The sequence below is a fragment of the Pseudomonas sp. GM80 genome (genome assembly GCF_000282515.1).
Taxonomy (GTDB): Bacteria; Pseudomonadota; Gammaproteobacteria; order Pseudomonadales; family Pseudomonadaceae; genus Aquipseudomonas.
Genome location: NZ_AKJD01000127.1, coordinates 1 through 22,220 on the forward strand (window position 1 = coordinate 1; position 22,220 = coordinate 22,220).

A 22,220-nucleotide genomic window follows, 5' to 3' on the forward strand; every position below is an offset into this window, starting at 1 on the left:
GCGATCTTTTGATCTTAAAACCAACATCAAAAGATCGCAGCCTTCGGCAGCTCCTACATGGGGGATTTCATTCAGGCGGCCTGGGAGTAGAAGTCGAGGACGCTGACGCCGGTCAGCAGGTCGGTCTCGGGTAAATCGGCATGTTGATGCCCGCCGAGGGCGCAATACACCAGCCAGTGGCGATCCTGAACATTGAAGGCAAGGCTGCCAACGAGGCTTTGTTGTTCGTCGTAAGGGGTGATGAGGTAGAGACGGTCCTGGTTTTCAGCGTGAAGCATGTCGCGTTCCATGTGCGTTTCGAGGCGCGCAGGGTGCTACATCCACATGACGATGCCGTGACACAGGACAGCCATCGGTCGATTGTCATGTAATTTGTCGCAAACGCTGGGGCAGGGCACTCGGGTTTCGGTAGAATCCGCGCCGCGGTCGTCGATCTGGCGCCTGTCATACCGGTTTAGATAGAGGTCTGTGATGTCGCTGCACTTGATGACGCTGTTTACCGCCCATCCCGCCAAATTGATCAACCTGCTGGCGCTGCTGTTGGCGTTTCCCGGCAGTTGGCTGTTGCACGCAACGCGCCGCCGCGAACAGCGCGCGATGGCCAGCATCGCCGCTCAGCGCAACGCGCAGCCGAATGCCGAGCCGATGCTGGACTGGGCGACGTTGCGCATGAACCGGTTTTTCTATCGTTTCGGTTTCGCCTGCCTCGCTCTGGCCCTGATCGTTTCCTGGATCAGCACCCGTTACTGAATCTGATGCAAAACCTGTGGCGAGGGGATTTATCCCCGTTGGGGCGCGCAGCGCCCCCAGTTTTTACCTGAAAAAAACAGGGCCTGCTGCGCAGTCCAGCGGGGATAAATCCCCTCGCCACAATTGCTCAGCGCTGTTGATTAAAGCGGCAACCCAGCCTTCACCCGGTACTGATTGCGCACCGGCGTCGCATATTGCAGCACCAGATACGGACGGTGCTCTGCAGGGCACGCGCCCAGCCGGCTTTGCCATTCTTCCTGGGCCTTGGCCAGTTCATCGGCCGGGAACACTTCGGCAGCCTTCGGCACATTCAATTGCGCATCAGCATCGGCCCACTGTGCATACGCCAGGTAATGCACCGGGAATAACCGGTAGCCGCCAAGAATCTGCTTGTCCATCTCGACTGCCAATTGCTTGGTGTCTTCGAACAGCTCGGTGATTGGCGGTGCGAAGTTCACGTGCACCCGGCCCTTGTAGCCGGTGATGCCCTTGGCGATGCTCACGTCATCTTCGCCCGGCGCTTTTGCGTAGGTGCCGGTGGTGGCGCGGATATAGAGCTCACGAGCCTTGGCCTGGTCGCACGGGTCGTACTCGTAGCTGATCGACACCGGCGTCAGATTCAGCGACTGGATCACTTCGCCGAACGGCTCGTCCTTGCGGCTCATGTGGAACATCTTGAGGATCGCCGACTCGGTGCGGTCATCGCCGTCCTTCGCCCGACCTTCAGCCTGCGCGATCCAGATCGAGGCGCAATCGTTGCGGATCGAGTGGTTGATGTACGCCGACAACAGCTGATACGCGGCCATTTTCTCGCGACGGCCGGTGATCGAACGGTGGACGATAAAACTCTTGTTCAAGCGCATCAGGTCGCTGACAAACGGCTTCTGCAGCAGGTTGTCGCCAATCGCAATGCGCGGCGTCGGCAGGCCGGCGTGGTACACGGCGTAGTTGACGAAGGCCGGGTCCATGACGATATCGCGGTGGTTGGCGATGAACAGATAGGCGCTGCCCGACTTGAATTGCTCGACACCGGTGTAGGTCACGCCGTCGGTGGCGCGCTCGATGGTGTGGTCGACGTAGGACTCGACCTTGTCCTGCAACGTCGCCACCGAGGTCACGTCGGCGAACTCACGACGCAGCCGATGGGCTATAAGTGGTTTGAGCATCCAGCCGAAGGCACCGGCAAAACGCGGGAAGCGGAAGTGGGTGAGGATATCTAGAAACGCCTTGTCGCCGAGCAGTCTTGCCAGTACCACAGGTACTTCGCTGTCGTCGTAAGGTCGGATGGCATCGAATTCGCCCATCATGCTCTCTTGTTGGAAACGGCTAGGGTAAGTAAAGGTTTTGATCGAAAACCAACGGGGCACGGTCTGAAAAGGTAGCCAGACAAAAATAGCCCTGCAAATAGACCGGCGATTATACGCACAAGTCACTTGGGAGACCGCGATGCTGGAACCTGCTGAATACGAATGTCCTTATTGTGGGGAAACGGTCGAGACGTCAGTGGACCTGTCCGGTGGCGATCAGACCTATATCGAAGATTGTCAGGTGTGTTGCCGGCCAATCACGTTTGTCTTGCAGGTACACGAAGAGGACTGGTTTCTGGAAGTCTTCAGCGAAAACGAGTGAGGCGCGCCCATGCAGCGAATCTACGAGCCGGAAAACCTGATGGAAGGCGAAATGCTCAAGGGCATGCTTGCCAGCGAAGGCATCGAGGCGCATCTGGTTGGCCGCGATTTGCTCGGTGGTACGGGCGAATTGCCGATCTTCGGGTTGTTGGCGCTGTCCGTCGATAACGACCAGGCCGAATACGCCCGCGAGTTGATCACCGCGTACAATGCCGCGCTGCCGCTGCCCGGCGATGAACCGGAGAGCTTCCCCGGGACGCTGGTCTGTTAGGCTGAGCTTCGTTTTACTTCAGAGTCGTGTTGCCCCATGTGTGGACGTTATGCCCTGTTTCGCTGGAACCGCGATTTCGCGGCCCTGCCAGGTTTTCCCGCCGATCAGCAGGCGCAGTGGAATATTTCCCCCAATGATTCGGTGTTGATGCTGCGTGCTGGTGAAGACGGCGAGCGCACCCTGGCCCGCGCGCGTTGGGGGCTGACGCCGCCGTGGCTGACCGATCTGTCGAAAACCCCGGCGCATGCCCGCGCGGAAACCGTGGCCGAACAACCGATGTTTCGTGAGGCGCTGCGCCAGCGTCGCTGCCTGCTGCCGGCGAACGGGTTTTACGAATGGCGCGGGACCCAGCGCAAGCGGCCGTTCTGGCTGACGCCGGGCGAGGGTTCGTCACTGTTTTTTGCGGCGATCTGGGAGGCGTATCCGGTGCAGGAACAGGTGTGGTTGAGTACGGCGGTGATTACTCAGCCGGCGTCGAGTCAACGCCGGCCGTTGATTCTTGATGAGGCAGGGCAGGCGGCATGGCTCGATCCGCAAACGCCGTTGCATGTGTTGCAAGGGTTGCTGGCCAGCGAACCGGTCGCATTGCGTGAGCGGGTGTTGGCGAACCTGATCAATGATCCCAAACTCAATGGCCCGGAGTGCCTGACCCCGGGTTAATTTGAAAGCGAAAAGATCGCAGCCTCTGTAGGAGCTGCCGAAGGCTGCGATCTTTTGATCTTGCCCTTAAACCTTGAACTGATTGATCAACCGCCGCTGCTGTTCCGCCAACTTGGTCAAATCGGCACTCGCCGAACTCGACTCATCCGCACCGCCCGCGACCTCATTGGCCACCTGTCCAATGTTGATCACGTTGCGATTGATGTCATCCGCCACCGCGCTCTGCTCTTCCGCCGCACTGGCAATCTGCGTGTTCAGTCGTTGATCACCGACACCGCCTGGGTAATCGTCTCCAGCGCCTCGGCCGCTTTCGCCGCGTGCTGCACGCTTTCGTCGGTGCGGTTCTGACTGTCTTCCATGACCCGTACCACGTCGCGGGTGCCCTGTTGCAGTTGCTGGATCATGCTCTGGATTTCTTCGGTGGCCTTCTGCGTCTTCTGCGCCAGATTGCGCACCTCATCCGCCACCACCGCGAAACCGCGACCTTGCTCGCCGGCACGTGCCGCTTCAATCGCCGCGTTCAGCGCGAGCAAATTGGTCTGCTCGGCGATCCCGCGAATCGCTGTGAGGATCGCGTTGATGTTCTCGCTGTCCTTCGCCAGCGTCTGTACCACGCCCACGGCTTTGCCGATTTCCAGCGCCAGCACGCCGATCGAATTGGACGTGTCGCGGACGATCTGCATGCCCTGACTGGCCGCTTGATCGGCATGGCTGGCGGCTTGTGCAGCCTGCGTCGCATTGCGCGCAACGTCCTGCGCGGTGGCGGTCATTTCCTGCACGGCGGTGGCGACCTGATCGATCTCGGCCATTTGTTTCTGGATGCCGATGTTGGTGCGAATCGCGATGTCGGCGGTGTGCTCCGAGGAATCGCTGACGCTTTGCACCGACGTCACCACCTGCGTGATCATCGCCTGCAATTTGGCCAGGAAGGTGTTGAAGCCCTTGGCGATCGAACCGAGTTCATCGCTGCGATCACTGCTCAAGCGGCGGGTCAGGTCACCTTCACCCTGAGCGATGTCGTTGAGCATCGCGACCATCTGCTTCAACGGCCGGGCAATGCCGTGGCCGACCAGCCAGATCACCAGCAGGCCAAGGCCGGCGATCAGCAGACCGACCATGGCCATGCCGAAGGTGTCGGACTTGCGTTGCGCATCGAGGTCGCCCTGCAGTTTCTGCAGATCGGCCATCACCGCGTTAAGCGGCAATTGCAGCATCAGTGTCCAGCGCGCGTTGGTCTGGCCGATGCCGAACGGCAGGTAAAGCTCAATGCGGCCCTTGTCCTTGTTGACCGAGTAAGTCACTTCGCCGCTCTTGAGATTGGCCATGTTGGCCGTTTGCTCGGCGTCGAGGATGTCGCTGATTTTCTCGCCGAATTTGCTCGGGTCCTTGGTGTAGGCAACGATCCGGCCATTGCCGCCGACCAAGGCCATTTCACCGGCGCCGCTGTAGAGCTTCTGGTTCGCGCCGAGGAGCATTTCCTGAATGAAGTTCACCGACAGGTCGGCGCCGACGATACCCTGGAAGGTGCCGTTGAGCATGATCGGTTCAATGAAGGAGGCGAGCATGACGATCTTGTCGCCGACCTTGTACGGTGCCGGATCGATCACGCAGGACTTTTTGCTCTCTTTCGAGCACAGGTAGTACTCGCTGGCGCGCACGCCGGTGGAGAGGACTTTCTGGTCATCGACGTCGGCCAGTTTGTCCAGGCCCAGCGTGCCATCGTCATTGCGGAACCACCATGGCAGAAAGCGCCCGTTGGCCGCATCGATGCCGACCACGCCGGTGCCGACGTAAGCCGCGTCATTGTGATCGAGGGCGTTTTTCTCCCAGCCGATGTAGGTGCCGAGGATCTTCGGGTTCTTTTCGACGTTCTCTTTGATCAGGCTGATCAGTTGTTCGCGGCTGACATTCAGGCGCGGCTGACCATCGGCGCCCGGCGTGCCGAGCAGGGCGTTGACCCGTACCAGGCCGCCGGCAATCAGCAGCGGTGCTTCGAGCTCGCGCTGGATCTGGCTGACCTGGGTTTGCGCCAGTGCGCTCAGGCGTTGTTCGATGACTTGCTCGAACTGCGCCTGGGTGCGCTGCTGCACCATCTCCTGGGTGCGGGCGCCGGCAAACAGCGCATACAGCACCAGCGCCGCCACCACGCTGAGCACAATGGCGCCGGCCAGGGCGGCGACGGAAAACTGGATCGACTTGAACTTCATGGGAGCTCCGCACGCAAGAGGACGTCTGCGGTGATGTATCGGCAGCGGGCAGGGCGCCATTAGCGTGGCAGGGTGGAATTGGCAGGGCATGTCGCAAATGGATCACTGCGTGCCGCAGTTGTTGTGGGCTGGTCGGTGGTGTGAATTTTTTACGACAGCCGCGGTGGGAAATGTCTGAAAGTCGCTACAACACGTCCGTTGTATCTGGCGCCGATACAATTACCCGCCTAGGATACGCGACAGGTTTTCAGGGAGCTTTTGAATGAACAAGACATTGGTTGTAAGTGCACTGAGCGCAGCGCTGTTGCTGGCCGGTTGTCAGTCGGTCAACACCACCAGCGGCGGCGCCGTGGGGGTGGAGCGCAAGCAGTACATGTTCAGCATGCTGTCCTCGCAAGAGGTCGACCAGATGTATGCCCAGTCGTATCAGAAGACCGTCGGCGAGGCGTCCAGCAAAGGTGTGCTGGACAAGACCAGCCCTGAGGCCAAGCGGGTTCAGGCGGTTGCCAACCGTTTGATCGCCCAGGCGCCGAACTTCCGCCCGGATGCGGCGCAATGGCAGTGGGAAGTCAATCTGATCAAGAGTGACGAACTCAACGCCAACTGCGGGCCTGGCGGCAAGATCATTTTCTACACCGGGCTGATCGACAGCCTGAAACTCACCGACGATGAAATCGCCGCGGTCATGGGCCATGAAATCGCCCACGCCCTGCGCGAGCACGGTCGTGAAGCGATGTCCAAGGCGTACGGGATTGAAATGGCCAAGCAGGGCGCAGGCGCATTGCTTGGTCTGGGTCAGGACAGTCTGGCGCTGGCCGACACCGTGGCCAACTACGGCATGACCCTGCCGAACAGCCGCGCCAACGAGAACGAAGCCGACCTGATTGGTCTGGAACTGGCTGCTCGTGCCGGCTACAACCCGAACGCCGCGATCACCTTGTGGAACAAGATGAGCAAGGCCTCGGAAGGTTCGCCGCCGGAGTTCATGAGCACTCACCCGGCGTCGGCCAGCCGGATCGCTTCGTTGCAGGCGGCGATTCCGAAGGTAATGCCGCTGTACGAACAAGCCCCGAAGTCCTAAGAGTCGAAGGACGCAACGATTCTTCAGGTTGGGAGGGCTGTTGTGGCGAGGGGATTTATCCCCGATGGGCTGCGAAGCAGCCCCAAAACCTGCAAATGCGTTATGTCTGACACTCTGAGGCAGCAGGTTTGGGGGCGCTTCGCGCCCCATCGGGGATAAATCCCCTCACCACAGGTTTTGGGCAGTTCAGCAAACGGGGGTTAAATCCAGCCGCTGCTCTGCATCGCCTTGTACACCGCCACGATTGCCAGAATCATGAACGCCGAAGCCGCCAGGCGACGGATCAAGGTCAGCGGCAATTTGTCGGCAGCAAAATTACCCGCCAACACCACCGGCACGTTGGCAATCAACATGCCCGCCGTCGTCCCGATAATTACCAGCCACAGCTCCGGGTATTGCGCGGCGAGCATCACCGTCGCGACCTGAGTCTTGTCACCCATTTCAGCCAGGAAAAACGCGATCAGCGTGGTCAGGAACGGCCCGAACTTGCGTGCGGTGCTGGTTTCATCGTCGTCCATTTTGTCCGGGACCAGTGTCCACAGCGCGGTGGCCGTGAAGCTTGCGGCGAGAATCCAGTGCAGGACCGAGTCCGAGAAGAAACTGCCGAACCAGGCGCCGACCGCACCGGCTGCTGCGTGGTTGGCCAGGGTCGCGGCGACAATACCGGCAATGATCGGCCAGGGTTTGCGGAAGCGAGCGGCGAGAATCAGCGCGAGCAGTTGCGTCTTGTCGCCGATTTCGGCCAAGGCAACGATTGCGGTGGGAACGAGTAACGAGTCCAGCATCAGGATTTTCCTAAGGGGCGGGTCGACACGGCTATGACACGTACAGCCTTCCCGCCCCGGGTAAGGTGTGCGTGTCATAGGTCTTGTCAAACCCTGCGATCCGTCTGCTGCGGACGCTTGGGTCGCATACGCCATGATCTGAGGATCAAGTATGTTGACGTATGCCGGACGAGCTTGGCGCTCGTGGGAGACTACTCCCCTAGGACGGAGCGGATTCTGCCTAGGCAAATCCGATTGAGCAAGCCTCTTTTTTGAAAGAAGTTCTAGCCGCGCTTGGCCCGGTAGATGCGGAAACCATTGCCTTCGGCCTTGATCGCACACACGCCCAGATGCTCCTCGATCAGCGGTTGATACTTCAGAAAGCTGTTGGCGACCAAGCGCAGTTCGCCGCCGTTTTTCAGATGTTTGGCCGCTTTTCGCAGCAAGTTCTCGGTAGCGAAATAATCGGTGTGCACGCCGACATGGAACGGCGGGTTGCTCAGAATCGCGTTCAGCCCCATCGGCGCCGCATCGATACCGTCACCGGTCAGCACCTCGGCTTCCAGACCGTTGGCGGCCAAGGTCAAGCGACTGCTGGCAGCAGCAAACGCATCGACGTCGAGTAACGTCACCTGATTGTGCGGATAGCGACGTTTGACCGCAGCGCCCAACACACCGGCACCGCAACCGAAATCGAGCAGATGGCCGCTCGGCAACTTGTCCAGATGCTCCAGCAACAAAGCGCTGCCGCGATCCAGTCGGCCGTGGCTGAACACGCCCGGCAGGCTGATGACTTTCAACGGGCCTTCAGCCAGTGGCAATTCATAAGTCTGCGCCAGGCTTTCCAGGGATTTCGCTTCAGGGGCGTTGGCCACGGTCACTTGCCAGAGTTGGCAGTGCCGCGCGCTGTCGAGCTTGCGTGGCTTGCCGAACGGGTTGAGCTGTTTGGAGGCGCCTTCGATGCCGCTGCGCTTTTCCCCGACCAGAAACACTTCGCGCCCAGCCAGACGCGAAGCCACGGCATTGAGGATGTAATCGGTCAGGTCCTTGGACTTGGGCAAGAACACCACCGCGCTGTCGAACTCACGCCCCGGGACATTCACGCCGAAATGGCTGCGACCTTCGAAACGGGCGTCCAGCGCCGCTTGATCGCCGGCATGCCAGCACCAGCCGAACGCATTGGGCAAGCGCCCGAGCAAATCATCGGCGGGCAAACCGGCGAGCAACAACGATCCTTGAAACAACTCGGGCTGACGAAGCAGTACTTCACTGCGCGGATCCATAACTGCTCCTCAAAAAAAAGTGCCGCAGTTTATCAACTGACGACCCGCAGCGCCTTAGCGCTGAAGAACGCCTGAGCGTTTTCGGTCAATTGGCCGACGATGCGCTGCCGCGCTTCGACGCTGCCCCAGGCGTTGTGCGGCGTTACGATGAGGCGCGGGATGTCGGCGGCCAGTAGCGGATTGCCTTGAGTCGGTGGCTCGACACTCAGCACATCGGTGGCCGCGCCGCCGAGGTGACCGTTGCGCAGGGCATCGGCCAGCGCCTGCTCATCGATCAGGCCGCCACGCGCGGTGTTGACCACGAACGCGCCGGGTTTCATCGACGCCAGCTCGCGCGCACCGATGAAGTGGCGAGTGTGTTCGTTGAGCGGGCAGTGCAGGGTGAGGGCGTCAACTTGCGGCAGCAATTCATCCAGCGGCAAGCGATCCGGGCGGGCAGGGCGTCCGGGAATTTGCCCGAGCAGTACGCGCATGCCGAAGGCTTCGGCCAGTCGCGCCACGGCACCGCCGAGTTCGCCATGACCGAGCAAACCGAGGGTTTTGCCTTGTAGTTCAACGATCGGATAGTCGAGCAGACAGAACTGTTTCGCCTGCTGCCAGCGACCTGCGCCGACGGCTTTCTGGTAATCGGCCAGGCGCGTGGCGAGATTGAGCAGCAGCATGATCGTGTGTTGCGCCACCGATGGCGTGCCGTAACCCTGGCAGTTGCATACGGTGATGCCGTGGGCGCGTGCGGCGGCGAGATCGACGTTGTTGGTGCCGGTGGCGGCAATCAGAATCAGCTTCAGATCGGGGTTGGCGGCCATGGCGGCGGCGTCGATCAGAACCTTGTTGGAGATGGCGACGGTAGCGCCTTGCAGACGTTCGCTGACTTGCTCGGGCAAGGTCTGGGTGAACAGTTGCAGATCGCTGAAACACTCGCGCAACGGGCTGAGGTCGAGGTCGCCGAGGTCGAGCGAAGGGTGATCAAGGAAAACCGCGCGGCGCGTGTTCGTCATCAACTGTACCTTTTAGGCTTTGAGCGTTGGGCGTAATCTGCCGAGCCTACCAGATGAAACAAATCGTTACGCAGAGCCCGCCGCGGATATATGTCCCTGTGGCGAGGGGATTTATCCCCGTTGGGTTGCGAAGCAGCCCTAAAACCATTCACCTCGGTGTATCTGCTCAATCGCGTTCGCCGGGTTTACGACTGCTGCGCAGCCGAACGGGGATAAATCCCCTCACCACAAGTGCTGCGTTTCCTACAGATTTTTTATTGAGCAAGCTGCCCCAGAGGAGCCCCCATGTACTGGACCGAGTTCTTGACCGTTGCACTGATCCACCTGCTGGCCGTCGCCAGCCCCGGCCCGGACTTTGCCGTGGTGGTGCGCGAAAGCGTGACCCACGGACGTCGCGCCGGTACCTGGACTGCCTTGGGTGTCGGTACGGCGATTTTCCTCCACGTTGGTTATTCGCTGCTGGGTATCGGTCTGATCGTGTCGCAGTCGATCGTTCTGTTCAACGCCTTGAAATGGGCGGCCGCCGCATATTTGCTGTACATCGGCTTCAAGGCCTTGCGCGCGCAACCGGCGAAAACCGTTACTGATGATCTGCACAAAGAGGCCGGCGTGCGCACAGCTCGCGGCGCCTTCACTTCGGGCTTCGTCACCAATGGTCTGAACCCGAAAGCGACGTTGTTCTTCCTGTCGCTGTTCACCGTGGTGATCAACCCGCACACGCCGCTGTCGGTGCAGGCCGGTTATGGCGTTTATCTCGCCGTGGCGACCGCGATCTGGTTCTGCCTGGTGGCGATGCTGTTCAGCCAGCAGCGCGTACGCGCCGGTTTTGCTCGCATGGGTCACTGGTTCGACCGCACCATGGGCGCGGTGTTGATCGCTCTCGGCGTGAAAATCGCCTTCACCGAAATGCACTGATCTTCCCTGTAGGAGCTGCCGCAGGCTGCGATCTGTTGATCTTGAAAGATCGCAGCCTCGTTGCACTCGGCAGTTCCTACAGAAATTGTGCCTGGCTGGTGTAGGAGCTGCCGAAGGCTGCGATCTTTTGATCTTGGTCCTCAAAAAAAAGATCAAAAGATCGCAGCCTTCGGCAGCTCCTACATGGCTCCTATACGAGTTGGCTGAGCTTGCTCAGGGTGTTGAGGTAGTCGCGGGGATTCTCGCCCAGCAAACGGCGAAACATCGCGCTGAACGCCCGCGCGCTGGCGTAGCCCAAATCCTGCGCCACGCGCTGCACACTGTCGCCGGCGAGCAGGCGGGGCAGGGCTTCCATCAGGCGCAATTGCTGGCGCCAGGCATTGAAACTCATCGTTAACTGTTGCTGGAACAGCCGCGCCAACGTGCGAGAGCTGGCGCCGACCTGCTGCGCCCAGTCTTCCAGCGTGTTGGGATGATCGGGGGTGTGCAGCAGCGCCAGGCAAATATTCTGCAGGCGTCGATCAGTCGGCATCGGAATGTGCAGCGGCAGGTTTTCCAGGCTGGCCAGTTCTTCCAGCATCAATTGCTGAATCAGCGGATTGTCGGCATGCGGCGGGCCTTGCACGGCGCGCAGAATCAGCTCGCGCAGCAGCGGCGTCACTGCCAGCACACAACACTGCTTCAGGCTGGCCGGCGACCGCTCGGGAGCGATGAACAGCGAGCGCATCTGCACGTCGCCACTCATGAAAATCTCATGCGCCACTTGCGGCGGTATCCACACCGCGCGGCTCGGCGGAATCACCCATGCGCCCGACGCCGTGACCACGCGCATGATGCCGCTGGCCGCGTACAGCAATTGCGCCTCGCGATGCACATGCAGCGGCTGGTGCGCGCCGTCGAGATAATCCCGGGGATAGGCGCTCACCGGGCCGTGTTCAAAGTGGCTGATCAACATGTCTGATTCAATGACTTGCTTGGCAGGAATGCGCTTTCCGGCCAACTTAGCATAAGCGGCACACAACAACGTAAAGCGTGCCGCCATGAATCAATCGAGAAACGTCATTCGCTACATCAACGCCGCCCATGTGATCGATCACATGTTCATGCTGATTTTTCCCGCCGCCGTGCTCGGCATGACTCAGGCCTTTGGTCTCGACTATGCCGCGCTGATCGGCCTGTCGCTGGGCGGCTTCATCGCTTTCGGTGCTTGCTCGCTACCGGCCGGTTGGCTGGGCGATCACTGGAGCCGGCGGCAAATGATGCTGGTGTTTTTCTTCGGCATCGGCGCCTCGGCGATTGTCACCGGCCTGAGCAACAGCCCGACGATGCTGGTAATCGGCCTGACCCTGATCGGCATTTTTGCCGCGATCTATCACCCGGTGGGCACGGCAATGCTGGTCGCCTACGCACAAAACCGTGGCCGCGAAATCGGCATCAACGGCATGTGGGGCAACCTCGGCGTAGCGTTTTCGGCGCTGATTACCGGGTTGCTGGTGGCGCAGTTCGGCTGGCGCTCGGCATTCCTCATACCCGGTGCGGTGGCGATTGTTCTGGGTGTCGGCTTCGCCTTGCAGGTGCGTGAGGAACCGATCCCCAAGCGTGCGCACACGCCATTGAAGGGCGCCGCAGGGCAGCGCATTTCGATGGTCATGGTCTTCGCCGTGCTGGCGCTGGCCACAGCCACCGGCGGTGTGGTGTTCAACGCCACCACCATGACCTATCCGAAACTGTTTCAGGAGCGTTTGCATGAGCTGTTCGCCTCCCCGCAAATCCTCGGTGTGGTGGTCAGCCTGGCGTATGCCTTCGGGGCGGTCGCGCAGTTGAGCATCGGCCGGGTTTTGCACCGGCTCAGCCTGAAATGGCCGTTCATTGTGTTGACGCTGTGCCAGGCGCCGCTGCTGTTTGCGCTGGCTTACGCCGATGGCTGGGCGGTGATTGCCCTCGGTGCGGCGTTCATGTTCGTGGTGTTCGGTCAGGTCACGGTCAACGATGCAATGGTCGCCAACTTCGTTGCGCCACAGTGGCAATCGCGGGTGTTCGCCTTGCGTTACTGTTTGTCGTTCGGTGCCAGTGCGACAGCGATTCCGCTGATTTCCTATGTCGAACCGCGCCATGGTTTTGTAGGCCTTTACTTGATTCTCGCAGGATTCGGCGCGTTGACCTTCCTCGCAGCAGTGGTTTTCCCACGGACACCTTCTGAGGCAGCTGTAGGACAAACGGCCTGATCAATGACGAAAACCGGCAAATGCTGGCGCAAAGCTAGCATTTGTACGGCTCTGCAAATCATTCCTTTGGCTGATTTGGCTGGCGTATAAGGGTTCTAGAGTACAAATCTCTACGCCAACACCGTGCAGCCAGAAAAGGGATTCATATGTTGCAGACTCGCGTCATTCCCCCGGCCGATGGGGCCTACCAGTATCCATTGCTGATCAAACGGCTGCTGATGTCCGGCGCCCGTTACGAGAAAACCCGCGAGATCATTTACCGTGACCAGTTGCGCTACAGCTATCCGACATTGATCGAGCGCGTGGCGCGGCTGGCCAATGTGCTGACGGCCGCCGGTGTGAAGGCCGGTGACACCGTGGCGGTGATGGATTGGGACAGCCATCGTTACCTGGAATGCATGTTTGCCATTCCCCTGATCGGCGCGGTGATTCACACCATCAACGTGCGCCTGTCGCCAGAACAGATTCTCTACACCATGAACCACGCCGAAGACCGCTTTGTACTGGTCAACAGCGAGTTCGTCGGGCTGTATCAGGCGATTGCGCCGCACCTGACCACGGTCGAGAAAACCCTGCTGCTGACCGATCTGCCGGAGAAGACTGCCGACTTGCCGAACCTGGTCGGTGAGTACGAGCAACTGCTGGCCGCCGCGAGTCCGCAGTACGACTTCGAGGATTTCGACGAAAACTCGGTCGCCACCACGTTCTACACCACCGGCACCACCGGCAACCCGAAAGGCGTGTACTTCACCCATCGGCAACTGGTGCTGCACACCATGGGCGTGGCGACGATCATGGGCTCCATCGACAGCGTGCGCCTGCTGGGCACCAACGATGTGTACATGCCGATCACGCCGATGTTTCACGTGCATGCCTGGGGCCTGCCTTATGTGGCGACCATGCTCGGGCTCAAGCAGGTTTATCCGGGCCGCTACGACCCGGAATTTCTCGTCGAGTTGTGGCGCAAGGAGAAGGTCACGTTCTCCCATTGCGTGCCGACCATCCTGCAGATGCTGCTCAACGCCAAAGGTGCGCAAGACACCGATTTCGCTGGCTGGAAAATCGTCATCGGTGGCAGCGCGCTCAATCGCACGCTGTATGAAACCGCCAAGGCTCGCGGTATTCAGCTGACGGCGGCGTATGGCATGTCCGAGACCGGGCCGCTGGTGTCCTGCGCGCACCTCAATGACGAGCTGATGGCCGGCAGCGAAGACGAACGCACTACTTACCGGATCAAGGCTGGCGTGCCGGGGCCATTGGTCGAAGCGGCGATTGTCGACGGCGACGGCAACTTCCTTCCGGCCGACGGCGAAACCCAGGGCGAACTGGTGCTGCGCGCACCGTGGCTCACCGAAGGCTATTTCAATGAACCGCAGAAGGGCGCCGAGCTGTGGGCCGGTGGCTGGCTGCACACCGGCGACGTCGCCACACTCGACAGCATGGGCGTGATCGACATCCGCGACCGCATCAAGGACGTGATCAAGACCGGCGGCGAATGGATCTCCTCGCTGGACCTCGAAGACCTGATCAGCCGGCATGTCGCGGTACGCGAAGTAGCAGTGGTGGGCATCGCCGATCCACAGTGGGGCGAGCGCCCGTTTGCGCTGCTGGTAATCCGCGAAGGGCACGTGATCGGGGCGCGAGAGCTCAAGGAACACCTCAAGCCGTTCGTGGAATTGGGGCACCTGAGCAAGTGGGCGATCCCGAGTCAGATTGCCCTTGTTACTGAAATTCCCAAGACCAGTGTCGGCAAGCTCGACAAGAAGCGCATCCGCCTCGACATCACTGAATGGCAGGCCAACAACAGCACCTTCCTCTCGACACTTTAGTGTCTGCTGGCGCGCCGAAAACGGCGCGCCAGACCCACCAAGCAAGCGCTTGGCTTGTGAAATCGAAAAATTCAGCCATCCTTGCCGTGCCGACGAGTGTCGGACTGGCGAAAGGACTGTTCCAGAGTGGTTGGCGACTGCAAATCACACTTTAGAGGGATCAAGCAGTACCCCCTGCTGGATATAGTCCGTTCAAGGATTTTTAAGAACGGAGCACACGCACTGATTGGGGCGAGTAACTCTGGAGTGATTTCGGGCAGCCCTGGCGTCCGCTCCTCCACAGCGTTTTTAAAAGTACTCACTGCCATAACAATAATGCACATGGAGTAGCGTCGATGACCTCAGTAAACCAGTTCTGGCGCCGGGCGAAACTGCCTCTGGCGGTCAGTCTTGCCTCTTCGCTCGCCGGGCCCGCATTCGGCGTCAGTTTCAACGTCGGTGAAATCGAAGGCCAGTTCGACTCGTCTCTGTCGATCGGTGCCAGTTGGTCTACTCAGAGCCCGAACAAGAACCTCATCGGCGTCAACAACGGCGGCCATGGCCTGTCGCAGACTTCCGATGACGGTCACGCCAACTTCAAGAGCGGCGAAACCTTCTCGAAAATCTTCAAGGGCATTCATGACCTTGAATTGAAATACGGCGACACCGGCGTGTTTGTCCGTGGCAAATACTGGTACGACTTCGAACTCAAGGATGAAAGCCGCCAATTCAAGGACATCAGCGATACGGGCCGTAAAGAGGGCGCCAAGTCGTCCGGCGGCCAGATCCTCGATGCCTTCGTCTACCACAACTACTCGATTGCCGATCAGCCGGGCTCCGTGCGTCTGGGCAAACAGGTGGTGAGCTGGGGTGAAAGTACTTTCATCGGCGGCGGCATCAACTCGATCAACCCGATCGATGTGTCGGCGTTCCGTCGTCCCGGTGCCGAGATCAAGGAAGGCCTGATCCCGGTCAACATGTTCTACGTCTCGCAGAGCCTGACCGAGAACCTCTCGGCCGAGGCGTTCTATCAACTGGAATGGGACCAGACGGTCGTCGATAACTGCGGCACGTTCTTCTCGCAGCCTGACATCGTTGCCGACGGTTGCAACGATAACTTGCGCGTCTTGAACAAGCGCTCGCAAATCCCGGCCATCGCCTTGGGGCCATTGGCCGCCAACGGTGTCAACGTCAACGAAGAAGGGGTTCTGGTGCGCCGTGGCCCGGATCGCGATGCGCGCGACAGCGGCCAGTGGGGCGCGTCCTTCAAGTACATGTACGAGCCACTCGATACCGAGTTCGGCGCCTACTTCATGAACTATCACAGCCGTGCGCCGATCTTCAGCGCCACCGGTGCTCCGCAATCGGTCTACAACACGGCGCGCGCGCTGCCGGGGCCTTTTGCGGCACTCGCTCCCCTGCTGGTCGCGGGCAACTCGAACTACTTCATTGAATACCCTGAAGACATTCGCCTCTACGGTCTGAGCTTCTCCACCACCCTGCCTACCGGCACGGCGTGGAGCGGTGAGATCAGCTACCGTCCGAACGCACCGGTACAACTGAACTCGACCGACATCCTGTTCGCCGGTGTGCGTCCGATCGGCGGCGCACTGACCAATGCTTCGATACTCAATGGCGTGCCGGGTCAGGATCTGCATGGTTATGAGCGCAAGGAAATCACCCAGATCCAGACAACGTTCACGCACTTCTTCGATCAGGTCATGGGCGCCAGCCGTCTGACCCTCGTCGGTGAAGTTGGCGCGACTTATGTCGGCGGGCTGGAAAGCCGTTCCGACATGCGTTATGGCCGCGATCCGGTGTATGGCCCGGGTGAGCTGCCGGCCACTGGCGGTATCGATACCTGCGCCAACATTCTCAATGCCAGCACTATCAATGGCGCGGGGCCGGGATCGCCGCAGAACAACCGCAGCCGCAATTGCAACAACGACGGCTTTACCACATCGATGTCGTGGGGCTACCGCGGCCGTGCCATCTGGGAATACAACGATGTGTTTGCCGGTGTGAACCTCAAGCCTAACGTGGCCTGGCAGCACGACGTCAGCGGTTACTCGCCAGGCCCTGGCGGCAACTTTGAGGAAGGCCGCAAGGCGGTCAGCCTTGGTGTCGACGCCGAATACCAGAACACCTACACCGCGAGCCTGGCTTACACCAACTTCTTCGACGGCAAGTACACCACTGTGGATGACCGCGACTTCGTTGCGCTCAGCTTCGGCGTGAACTTCTAAGCACTGCATTTCAGGACGAACACACATATGAAAATAACAAAGAGTCTGTTCCACGCCGGTGTTCTGGGCCTGTCGCTGCTGGCGACCGGCGTCATGGCGGCGGTCCCTGCTGCCGAAGCGGACAAGCTGGGCAAGAGCCTGACCCCGATGGGCGCCGAAATGGCCGGTAACGCCGACGGTTCGATTCCCGCCTGGAAGCCGCTGCCGAAGAATGCCGGGAGCGTCGATGCGCGCGGTTTCCTGTCCAACCCTTACGCCAGTGAACAGCCGTTGTTCACCATCACCGCCAAGGATGCTGACAAGTACAAGGACAAACTGGCGCCGGGGCAGTACGCGATGTTCAAGCGTTACCCGGAAACGTTCAAAATGCCGGTGTACCCGTCCCATCGTGGTGCCACTGTGCCGGATGACGTATTCGCCGCGATCAAGAAGAACGCCACCACCACCAACCTGGTGTCCGGCGGCAACGGTCTGGAGAACTTCGACACGGCAGTGCCGTTCCCGATTCCGAAAACCGGCGTGGAAGTGATCTGGAACCACATCACCCGCTATCGCGGCGGCAGCGTGACCCGTCTGGTGACCCAGGCCACGCCGCAACCGAACGGCTCGTACAGCCTGGTGTACTTCCAGGATCAGTTCGTGTTCCGTGACAAGATGAAGGACTATGACCCGAAAAACCCGGGCAACATCCTGTTCTACTTCAAGCAGAAAGTGACTGCGCCGGCGCGTCTGGCCGGTGGTGTGCTGCTGGTGCACGAAACCCTCGACCAGGTGAAAGAGCCACGTTCGGCGTGGGTCTACAACGCCGGTCAGCGTCGTGTGCGTCGTGCGCCACAAGTGTCCTATGACGGCCCGGGTACTGCGGCGGATGGCCTGCGGACTTCCGACAACCTCGACATGTTCAACGGTGCGCCGGATCGCTACGACTGGAAGCTCGAAGGCAAGAAAGAGATGTACATCGCCTCCGACAGCTACAAGCTCGATGATCCGAAACTGAAGTACGCTGACATCATCAAGGCCGGTCACATCAACCAGGATCTGGCGCGTTACGAGCTGCGCCGCGTCTGGCATGTGGTTGCCACCCTCAAGGAAGGTCAGCGCCACATCTACGCCAAGCGTGACTTCTATATCGACGAAGACACCTGGCAGGCAGCCGTTATCGACCATTACGACGGTCGTGGCCAACTGTGGCGTGTAGCCGAGGCGCATGCCGAGAACTACTACGACAAGCAAGTGCCGTGGTATGCCCTGGAAACTCTCTACGACCTGCAGTCCGGCCGTTATCTGGCGCTGGGCATGAAGAACGAAGAGAAGCAGGCGTATGACTTCGGCTTCACCGCCACCACCAGCGACTTCACCCCGGCCGCGCTGCGTCAGGATGGTGTTCGCTAAACCGCTGTAACCCCGAGGCCGCATCCTCGTAAAAACGCCCCGACTGGTTCGGGGCGTTTTTTTTGATCAGATTTCCCTGCTTATGTAGGAGCTGCCGCAGGCTGCGATCTTTTGATCCTGCTTTTTTGGGGGGCAAAACAAAGTCAAAAGATCGCAGCCTGCGGCAGCTCCTACAGGGATTCGTCACCGGGCGCGATTGATCGGTGATGGCGGATTTTGTCGGCGCTGTGTAGCTTTTTTGTAGCCATTTGTAGCAGCAACCTTCATTACCGCTACGTTTAAGGCTAGTCTGCGGACATCTGCAATGCCGCCAACAGCCATTCGAACAAGAGCCGGCCATGACTGATCTGTCTCCACTTCCGGGTCCCGCAAGTGTTGCCGTCGCGGCATTGAACGGGCGTTTTTTTCGCCCGCCATTGCCCGACGGATATGTGCTGCGACCACGACTCTGCGAGCGCCTGCAAGCCGGGCTCGGTGGTCGGCTATTGCTGGTGAGCGCTCCGGCGGGCTTCGGCAAGAGTTCGCTGGCGGTGGAGTTCTGTCAGAGCCTGCCGGCGCAGTGGCAAAGTCTGTGGTTGGGCCTGAGCCCGCGTGACAGCGATCCGGGGCGGTTTCTGGAGCGCTTGCTCGAAGGCTTGCAGGATTATTTTCCGCAACTGGGCAGCCGCGCACTGGGCCTGCTGAAGATGCGTCAGCGCCATCAGCCGTTTGCGTTTGAAGAATGGCTCGACGGTCTGCTCGATGAGCTGGCCCTGCACCTTGATCCAGTGGCGCCTCTGCTGTTGGTGCTCGACGATTATCATCTGGCGCAAGGCCCGGTACTCGATCGCTGCCTGCAATTCTTCCTCAATCATTTACCGGACGGCTTGCTGGTCATGGTCACCAGTCGCCAACGCCCCGACTGGCATCTGGCGCGCTTGCGCCTGTCCCGCCAGCTGCTTGAACTGCACGAACAGGACCTGCGCCTGACCCACGACGAAGCCCTCACATTGCTCGATCGCCACAGCAGTTCACTGCGCGGCGAGGCATTGGAAAGTCTGATCCTGCGCAGCGAAGGTTGGGTGGCAGGCCTGCGTTTCTGGTTGCTGGCGATGGCGGAGGCCGGCAACGAAGCCGCGCTGCCGCAAGCGCTGAATGGCGGGGAGGGATTGATTCGCGACTATCTGCTCGAAGAAGTCATCGATTGCCTTCCGCCCGAAGTGCAGACGTTTCTCTATGACACGGCACCGCAAGAGCGCTTTTGCAGTGAACTGTGTGATGCGGTGCGCGAAGCCCATGACAGCGCCGAAATCCTGCGTTTCCTGCTCGCGCATCAGGTGTTTCTGGTGCCGCTGGATGAGCACGGGCACTGGTATCGTTATCACCATCTGTTTTCTGATCTGCTGCGCAGCCGGCCCATTGCCCAGCCGATGGTGCCGACCGCGACCCTGCACCTGCGGGCCTGTCGCTGGTTTAACGCGCAGGGGCTGCTCGACGAAGCGGTGGAGCAGGCCTTGCGCGCCGGGCACCTCGATGTGGCCGCCAATCTGGTGCAGAACCTTTCCGAGGAACAACTGCTCGCCGAGCAAAACGTCGGCATGCTGCTGCGCTGGAAAATGGACTTGCCCGACAGCCTGCTGATCAGCACGCCACGGCTGATCGTCCTCTACAGTTGGGCGCTGGGGCTGGCTTGCCAGCTCGATGCTGCCGAAGAGCTGTCCAGCCATTTGAGCCGCTTTCTGCCAGCGCCTTCGGCCACTGCGCAAAAGTCGATGCTGGCGCAATGGCTGGCGTTGAGCGGGATCATTGCCCGTGGTCGCGGCCACCGTGAACTGACGCTCAGGTATTGCAGCGAAGCATTGGAGAGCCTGCCCGCCAAACGCTACGGCCAGCGGCTGATGTGCCTGTCGACCCTGTCCAATCTGGCGATTGCCGATGGTGATCTATGGCGCGCCCGTGGTCTTAACCGCGAATCCCTTGAACTGGCGCAACGGGTCGGCAATCCGCTGTTTGAAGCGCTGGCCCATTACGACCGCGCGCGCGTATTGCAGTCGCGCGGTGAAATTCTGCGCGCGCTGGATGAAGTGCATCAGGGCCTGGAACGCCTGCGCGGGCTGTCGCCGCAACGCTTGTATGCGGTGCGTGCACGGCTGACGCTGTACGAAGGTTTTTTGTTGGCGATGCGCTTGCAGCCGCAAGCCGCACGCGCACGGTTACTGGCCGGGATCGGCGAGGCGCGCGCCTGTCGTGATATCAGCGTGTTGATCGGTCACTGCGTGATCGCCCGCCTGGACGGCGGCGCAGGCGAGTTCGCCAAGGCCTTCGCCGAATTGTCCGAAGCTGAACGGCTGATGCACATCTGGGACGTGCCCCCCATCTATTATCTGGCGATGATCACGCTGGTCAAATGCGAGCTGTGGCTGGCGCAGGGCCGTACCGATCTGGCCGAAGCCTGGTTGGCGCGGCTGGGCCAGACCTACACTGGCGAGCGCGCCGCCGCGCCACCGGAGTTCCATCCACAGTTGCCCCTGCACGTCGAGCTGCAACAAGCGTTGCTCGACAGGATTCAGGGCCAGCCGATGCTCGCCGAGGGGCGGCTGAACGTGTTGCATGAGAACGGCCAGCAAACCGGACGGCAATTGCTCAGCGTGATGGCGCTGACACAAAAAGTCGCGTTGCTGCTCGACAGTGGGCGGGAGCCGCAAGCGCGCAAAGTCCTCGGCCTGGCACTGGAAGCGGCCGCCGGGGGCGTCTTGCAGCCGTTCGATGCGTTGATGCAACAATCCCCGGACTGGTTGCGCGGGCAGCTGGCGCTGACCTCTGCGACAGCGGTCAGCCAGCAACTGCTGTCGCATTTTCCGCTTGCTGCCAGCCGCCCGATGGAAACCGCCGCCGCCGAACAACTCAGCAGCCGCGAGCTGGCGGTGCTGCAACTGATCGCGCAAGGCTGCTCGAACCAGCAGATCAGTGAGCAGTTGTTCATCTCGTTGCACACCGTGAAAACTCACGCCAGCCATATCAACAGCAAGTTGGGTGTCGAGCGGCGTACGCAGGCCGTGGCGCGGGCGAAGGAACTGGGTGTGCTGGGTTAGCCAGCAACCATCGCCGAGGATAAAAAAACGCCCCGAACCAGTCGGGGCGTTTTTCGTGTGCATGACGGCCTGCGTGGCAGGCCGTGACAGGTTTCGATAAGCGTCAGGCCACCAGATCGTTGGCGCTGAAACTGTTTACACCGACCAGTTGGATTTCAAAATCGGCACCGACGTTGCCACTGACGTTGCCCGAGAGCACATGGTCAACGAAGCGCAGTTGGCCGGCGCCGGTGAAATCTGCCGCACCAATGAAGGAGAAGCCATTGAAACCGGTGTCCAGCAGGTTGGCATCAAACTTTGTCAGATCGATCTTGTCACCTTGCAGGCTGTTGAAGTCGGTGATGACGTCGCGATTGAGGCCCAGGCCCATCTCGTTGACCGCGGCGAAAACGAAGGTGTCGGCACCGCCGCCGCCGGTCAGCGTGTCCGCCCCGGCTCCGCCGTTGAGCACGTTGTTATCGGCATTGCCCAGCATGATGTTGTTCAGATCGTTACCGATCAGACTGAACTTGCCCGCACCGGACAGCAGAACGTTTTCGACGTTTTGCAGGCTGGCCTGGCTCAGGTCGACGACATTGTCCTGCGCGGTAGCGGCGTAGGTGATGTTGAGAACGTCGGAACCTTCGTTGGCGTTCTCCACCAGCAGCGCCAGTTCACCGGCCTGATCAATGTTGTAGGTGTCGTTGCCGTCACCGCCGATCAGGGTATCCAGACCTGCGCCACCGAACATGACGTTGTTGCCGGCATTGCCGATCAGCACGTTGTTGCCGGCGTTGCCATAAGCGTTAATGTTGGCTGAACCGGTCAGCGTCAGGTTTTCGATATTGGCGCCCAAGGTGTAGGTCACCGACGCCAGAACAGTGTCGATCTCGTTGGCCAGAGTGCTGGTTTCGATGACCACGTCCTGCGCGTTGTCGACGA

19 protein-coding genes, 2 pseudogenes and 1 riboswitch are annotated in these 22,220 nt (G+C 60.3%); of the genes and pseudogenes, 11 read left to right on the forward strand and 10 right to left on the reverse strand.

Features of this window, described 5'->3' with window-relative positions:
* Positions 1–71: 71 nt before the first annotated feature.
* The gene (locus tag PMI37_RS19395) at positions 72–278 is read right to left on the reverse strand and encodes a hypothetical protein (RefSeq protein WP_008083982.1); all 207 of its coding nucleotides are present in this window, start codon (positions 276–278) and stop codon (positions 72–74) included.
* A gap of 193 nt (positions 279–471) precedes the next feature.
* On the opposite strand from PMI37_RS19395, the gene PMI37_RS19400 reads away from it, so the two are divergent.
* Complete coding sequence (locus tag PMI37_RS19400) at positions 472–750, forward strand: hypothetical protein (RefSeq protein WP_008083984.1); 279 nt, start codon at positions 472–474, stop codon at positions 748–750.
* Positions 751–890: 140 nt separating this feature from the next.
* Here the strand turns inward: PMI37_RS19400 and PMI37_RS19405 are convergent, their stop codons facing one another.
* Positions 891–2,054 (reverse strand): 1-acyl-sn-glycerol-3-phosphate acyltransferase, encoded by a 1,164-nt coding sequence (locus tag PMI37_RS19405; RefSeq protein ID WP_008083986.1) that lies wholly within the window; start codon positions 2,052–2,054, stop codon positions 891–893.
* Between the two features lie 142 nt (positions 2,055–2,196).
* Here PMI37_RS19405 and PMI37_RS19410 point away from each other — a divergent pair, with 142 nt between their 5' ends.
* The 3 genes from PMI37_RS19410 to PMI37_RS19420 are packed head-to-tail and all read left to right on the forward strand — an operon-like array spanning position 2,197 to position 3,309.
* Positions 2,197–2,379: a CPXCG motif-containing cysteine-rich protein gene (locus PMI37_RS19410; protein WP_007912820.1), complete on the forward strand. Its 183-nt coding sequence runs from the start codon at positions 2,197–2,199 to the stop codon at positions 2,377–2,379.
* A 9-nt stretch (positions 2,380–2,388) separates the two neighbouring features.
* Positions 2,389–2,649, forward strand: a complete 261-nt coding sequence (locus PMI37_RS19415; protein ID WP_008083988.1) for a putative signal transducing protein — start codon at positions 2,389–2,391, stop codon at positions 2,647–2,649.
* A 36-nt stretch (positions 2,650–2,685) separates the two neighbouring features.
* Entirely contained in the window at positions 2,686–3,309 is a 624-nt protein-coding gene (locus PMI37_RS19420) for an SOS response-associated peptidase (protein ID WP_008083991.1), read from the forward strand.
* Positions 3,310–3,375: 66 nt separating this feature from the next.
* On the opposite strand, the gene PMI37_RS32565 is transcribed toward PMI37_RS19420, so the two are convergent.
* The 3 genes and pseudogenes from PMI37_RS32565 to PMI37_RS32575 all read right to left on the reverse strand — a co-directional run.
* A complete protein-coding gene (locus PMI37_RS32565; RefSeq protein WP_443216825.1) occupies positions 3,376–3,525 on the reverse strand; it encodes a hypothetical protein in 150 nt (49 codons plus the stop codon).
* A gap of 38 nt (positions 3,526–3,563) precedes the next feature.
* Positions 3,564–4,217 carry a methyl-accepting chemotaxis protein gene (locus tag PMI37_RS32570; RefSeq protein WP_443216826.1) on the reverse strand — a complete coding sequence of 218 codons (654 nt, stop codon included), beginning with the start codon at positions 4,215–4,217 and terminating at the stop codon, positions 3,564–3,566.
* A gap of 60 nt (positions 4,218–4,277) precedes the next feature.
* A pseudogene (locus PMI37_RS32575) lies at positions 4,278–5,606 on the reverse strand (PDC sensor domain-containing protein); the annotation flags it as partial.
* A gap of 172 nt (positions 5,607–5,778) precedes the next feature.
* On the opposite strand from PMI37_RS32575, the gene PMI37_RS19430 reads away from it, so the two are divergent.
* Complete coding sequence (locus PMI37_RS19430) at positions 5,779–6,597, forward strand: M48 family metallopeptidase (protein ID WP_008083997.1); 819 nt, start codon at positions 5,779–5,781, stop codon at positions 6,595–6,597.
* Positions 6,598–6,797: 200 nt separating this feature from the next.
* Here the strand turns inward: PMI37_RS19430 and PMI37_RS19435 are convergent, their stop codons facing one another.
* The 3 genes from PMI37_RS19435 to PMI37_RS19445 form a co-directional block, all read right to left on the reverse strand.
* Positions 6,798–7,382, reverse strand: a complete 585-nt coding sequence (locus PMI37_RS19435; RefSeq protein WP_008083999.1) for a TMEM165/GDT1 family protein — start codon at positions 7,380–7,382, stop codon at positions 6,798–6,800.
* 88 nt (positions 7,383–7,470) lie between these two features.
* A riboswitch (yybP-ykoY riboswitch) is annotated at positions 7,471–7,595 on the reverse strand.
* Positions 7,596–7,645: 50 nt separating this feature from the next.
* Positions 7,646–8,644 (reverse strand): class I SAM-dependent methyltransferase, encoded by a 999-nt coding sequence (locus PMI37_RS19440; RefSeq protein WP_008084000.1) that lies wholly within the window; start codon positions 8,642–8,644, stop codon positions 7,646–7,648.
* 32 nt (positions 8,645–8,676) lie between these two features.
* A complete protein-coding gene (locus tag PMI37_RS19445; RefSeq protein ID WP_008084002.1) occupies positions 8,677–9,642 on the reverse strand; it encodes a 2-hydroxyacid dehydrogenase in 966 nt (321 codons plus the stop codon).
* Positions 9,643–9,927: 285 nt separating this feature from the next.
* On the opposite strand from PMI37_RS19445, the gene PMI37_RS19450 reads away from it, so the two are divergent.
* A complete protein-coding gene (locus tag PMI37_RS19450) occupies positions 9,928–10,557 on the forward strand; it encodes a LysE family translocator (RefSeq protein ID WP_008084004.1) in 630 nt (209 codons plus the stop codon).
* 190 nt (positions 10,558–10,747) lie between these two features.
* Here PMI37_RS19450 and PMI37_RS19455 read toward each other — a convergent pair whose 3' ends face one another.
* Positions 10,748–11,512 carry an AraC family transcriptional regulator gene (locus PMI37_RS19455; RefSeq protein ID WP_008084005.1) on the reverse strand — a complete coding sequence of 255 codons (765 nt, stop codon included), beginning with the start codon at positions 11,510–11,512 and terminating at the stop codon, positions 10,748–10,750.
* Between the two features lie 85 nt (positions 11,513–11,597).
* Between PMI37_RS19455 and PMI37_RS19460 the strand changes: the two genes are divergently transcribed.
* The 5 genes from PMI37_RS19460 (at position 11,598) to PMI37_RS19480 (ending at position 21,299) form a co-directional block, all read left to right on the forward strand.
* Positions 11,598–12,782 carry an MFS transporter gene (locus PMI37_RS19460; RefSeq protein ID WP_008084007.1) on the forward strand — a complete coding sequence of 395 codons (1,185 nt, stop codon included), beginning with the start codon at positions 11,598–11,600 and terminating at the stop codon, positions 12,780–12,782.
* A gap of 146 nt (positions 12,783–12,928) precedes the next feature.
* Positions 12,929–14,611, forward strand: a complete 1,683-nt coding sequence (locus PMI37_RS19465) for a fatty acid--CoA ligase (RefSeq protein WP_008084015.1) — start codon at positions 12,929–12,931, stop codon at positions 14,609–14,611.
* Between the two features lie 335 nt (positions 14,612–14,946).
* Positions 14,947–16,836 (forward strand): DUF1302 domain-containing protein, encoded by a 1,890-nt coding sequence (locus tag PMI37_RS19470; RefSeq protein WP_008084016.1) that lies wholly within the window; start codon positions 14,947–14,949, stop codon positions 16,834–16,836.
* Between the two features lie 27 nt (positions 16,837–16,863).
* Complete coding sequence (locus PMI37_RS19475) at positions 16,864–18,228, forward strand: DUF1329 domain-containing protein (protein ID WP_008084017.1); 1,365 nt, start codon at positions 16,864–16,866, stop codon at positions 18,226–18,228.
* A 338-nt stretch (positions 18,229–18,566) separates the two neighbouring features.
* Positions 18,567–21,299, forward strand: a complete 2,733-nt coding sequence (locus PMI37_RS19480; RefSeq protein WP_008084018.1) for a LuxR C-terminal-related transcriptional regulator — start codon at positions 18,567–18,569, stop codon at positions 21,297–21,299.
* A gap of 103 nt (positions 21,300–21,402) precedes the next feature.
* Here PMI37_RS19480 and PMI37_RS19485 read toward each other — a convergent pair.
* Positions 21,403–22,220, reverse strand: a pseudogene (locus tag PMI37_RS19485) (calcium-binding protein); the annotation flags it as partial.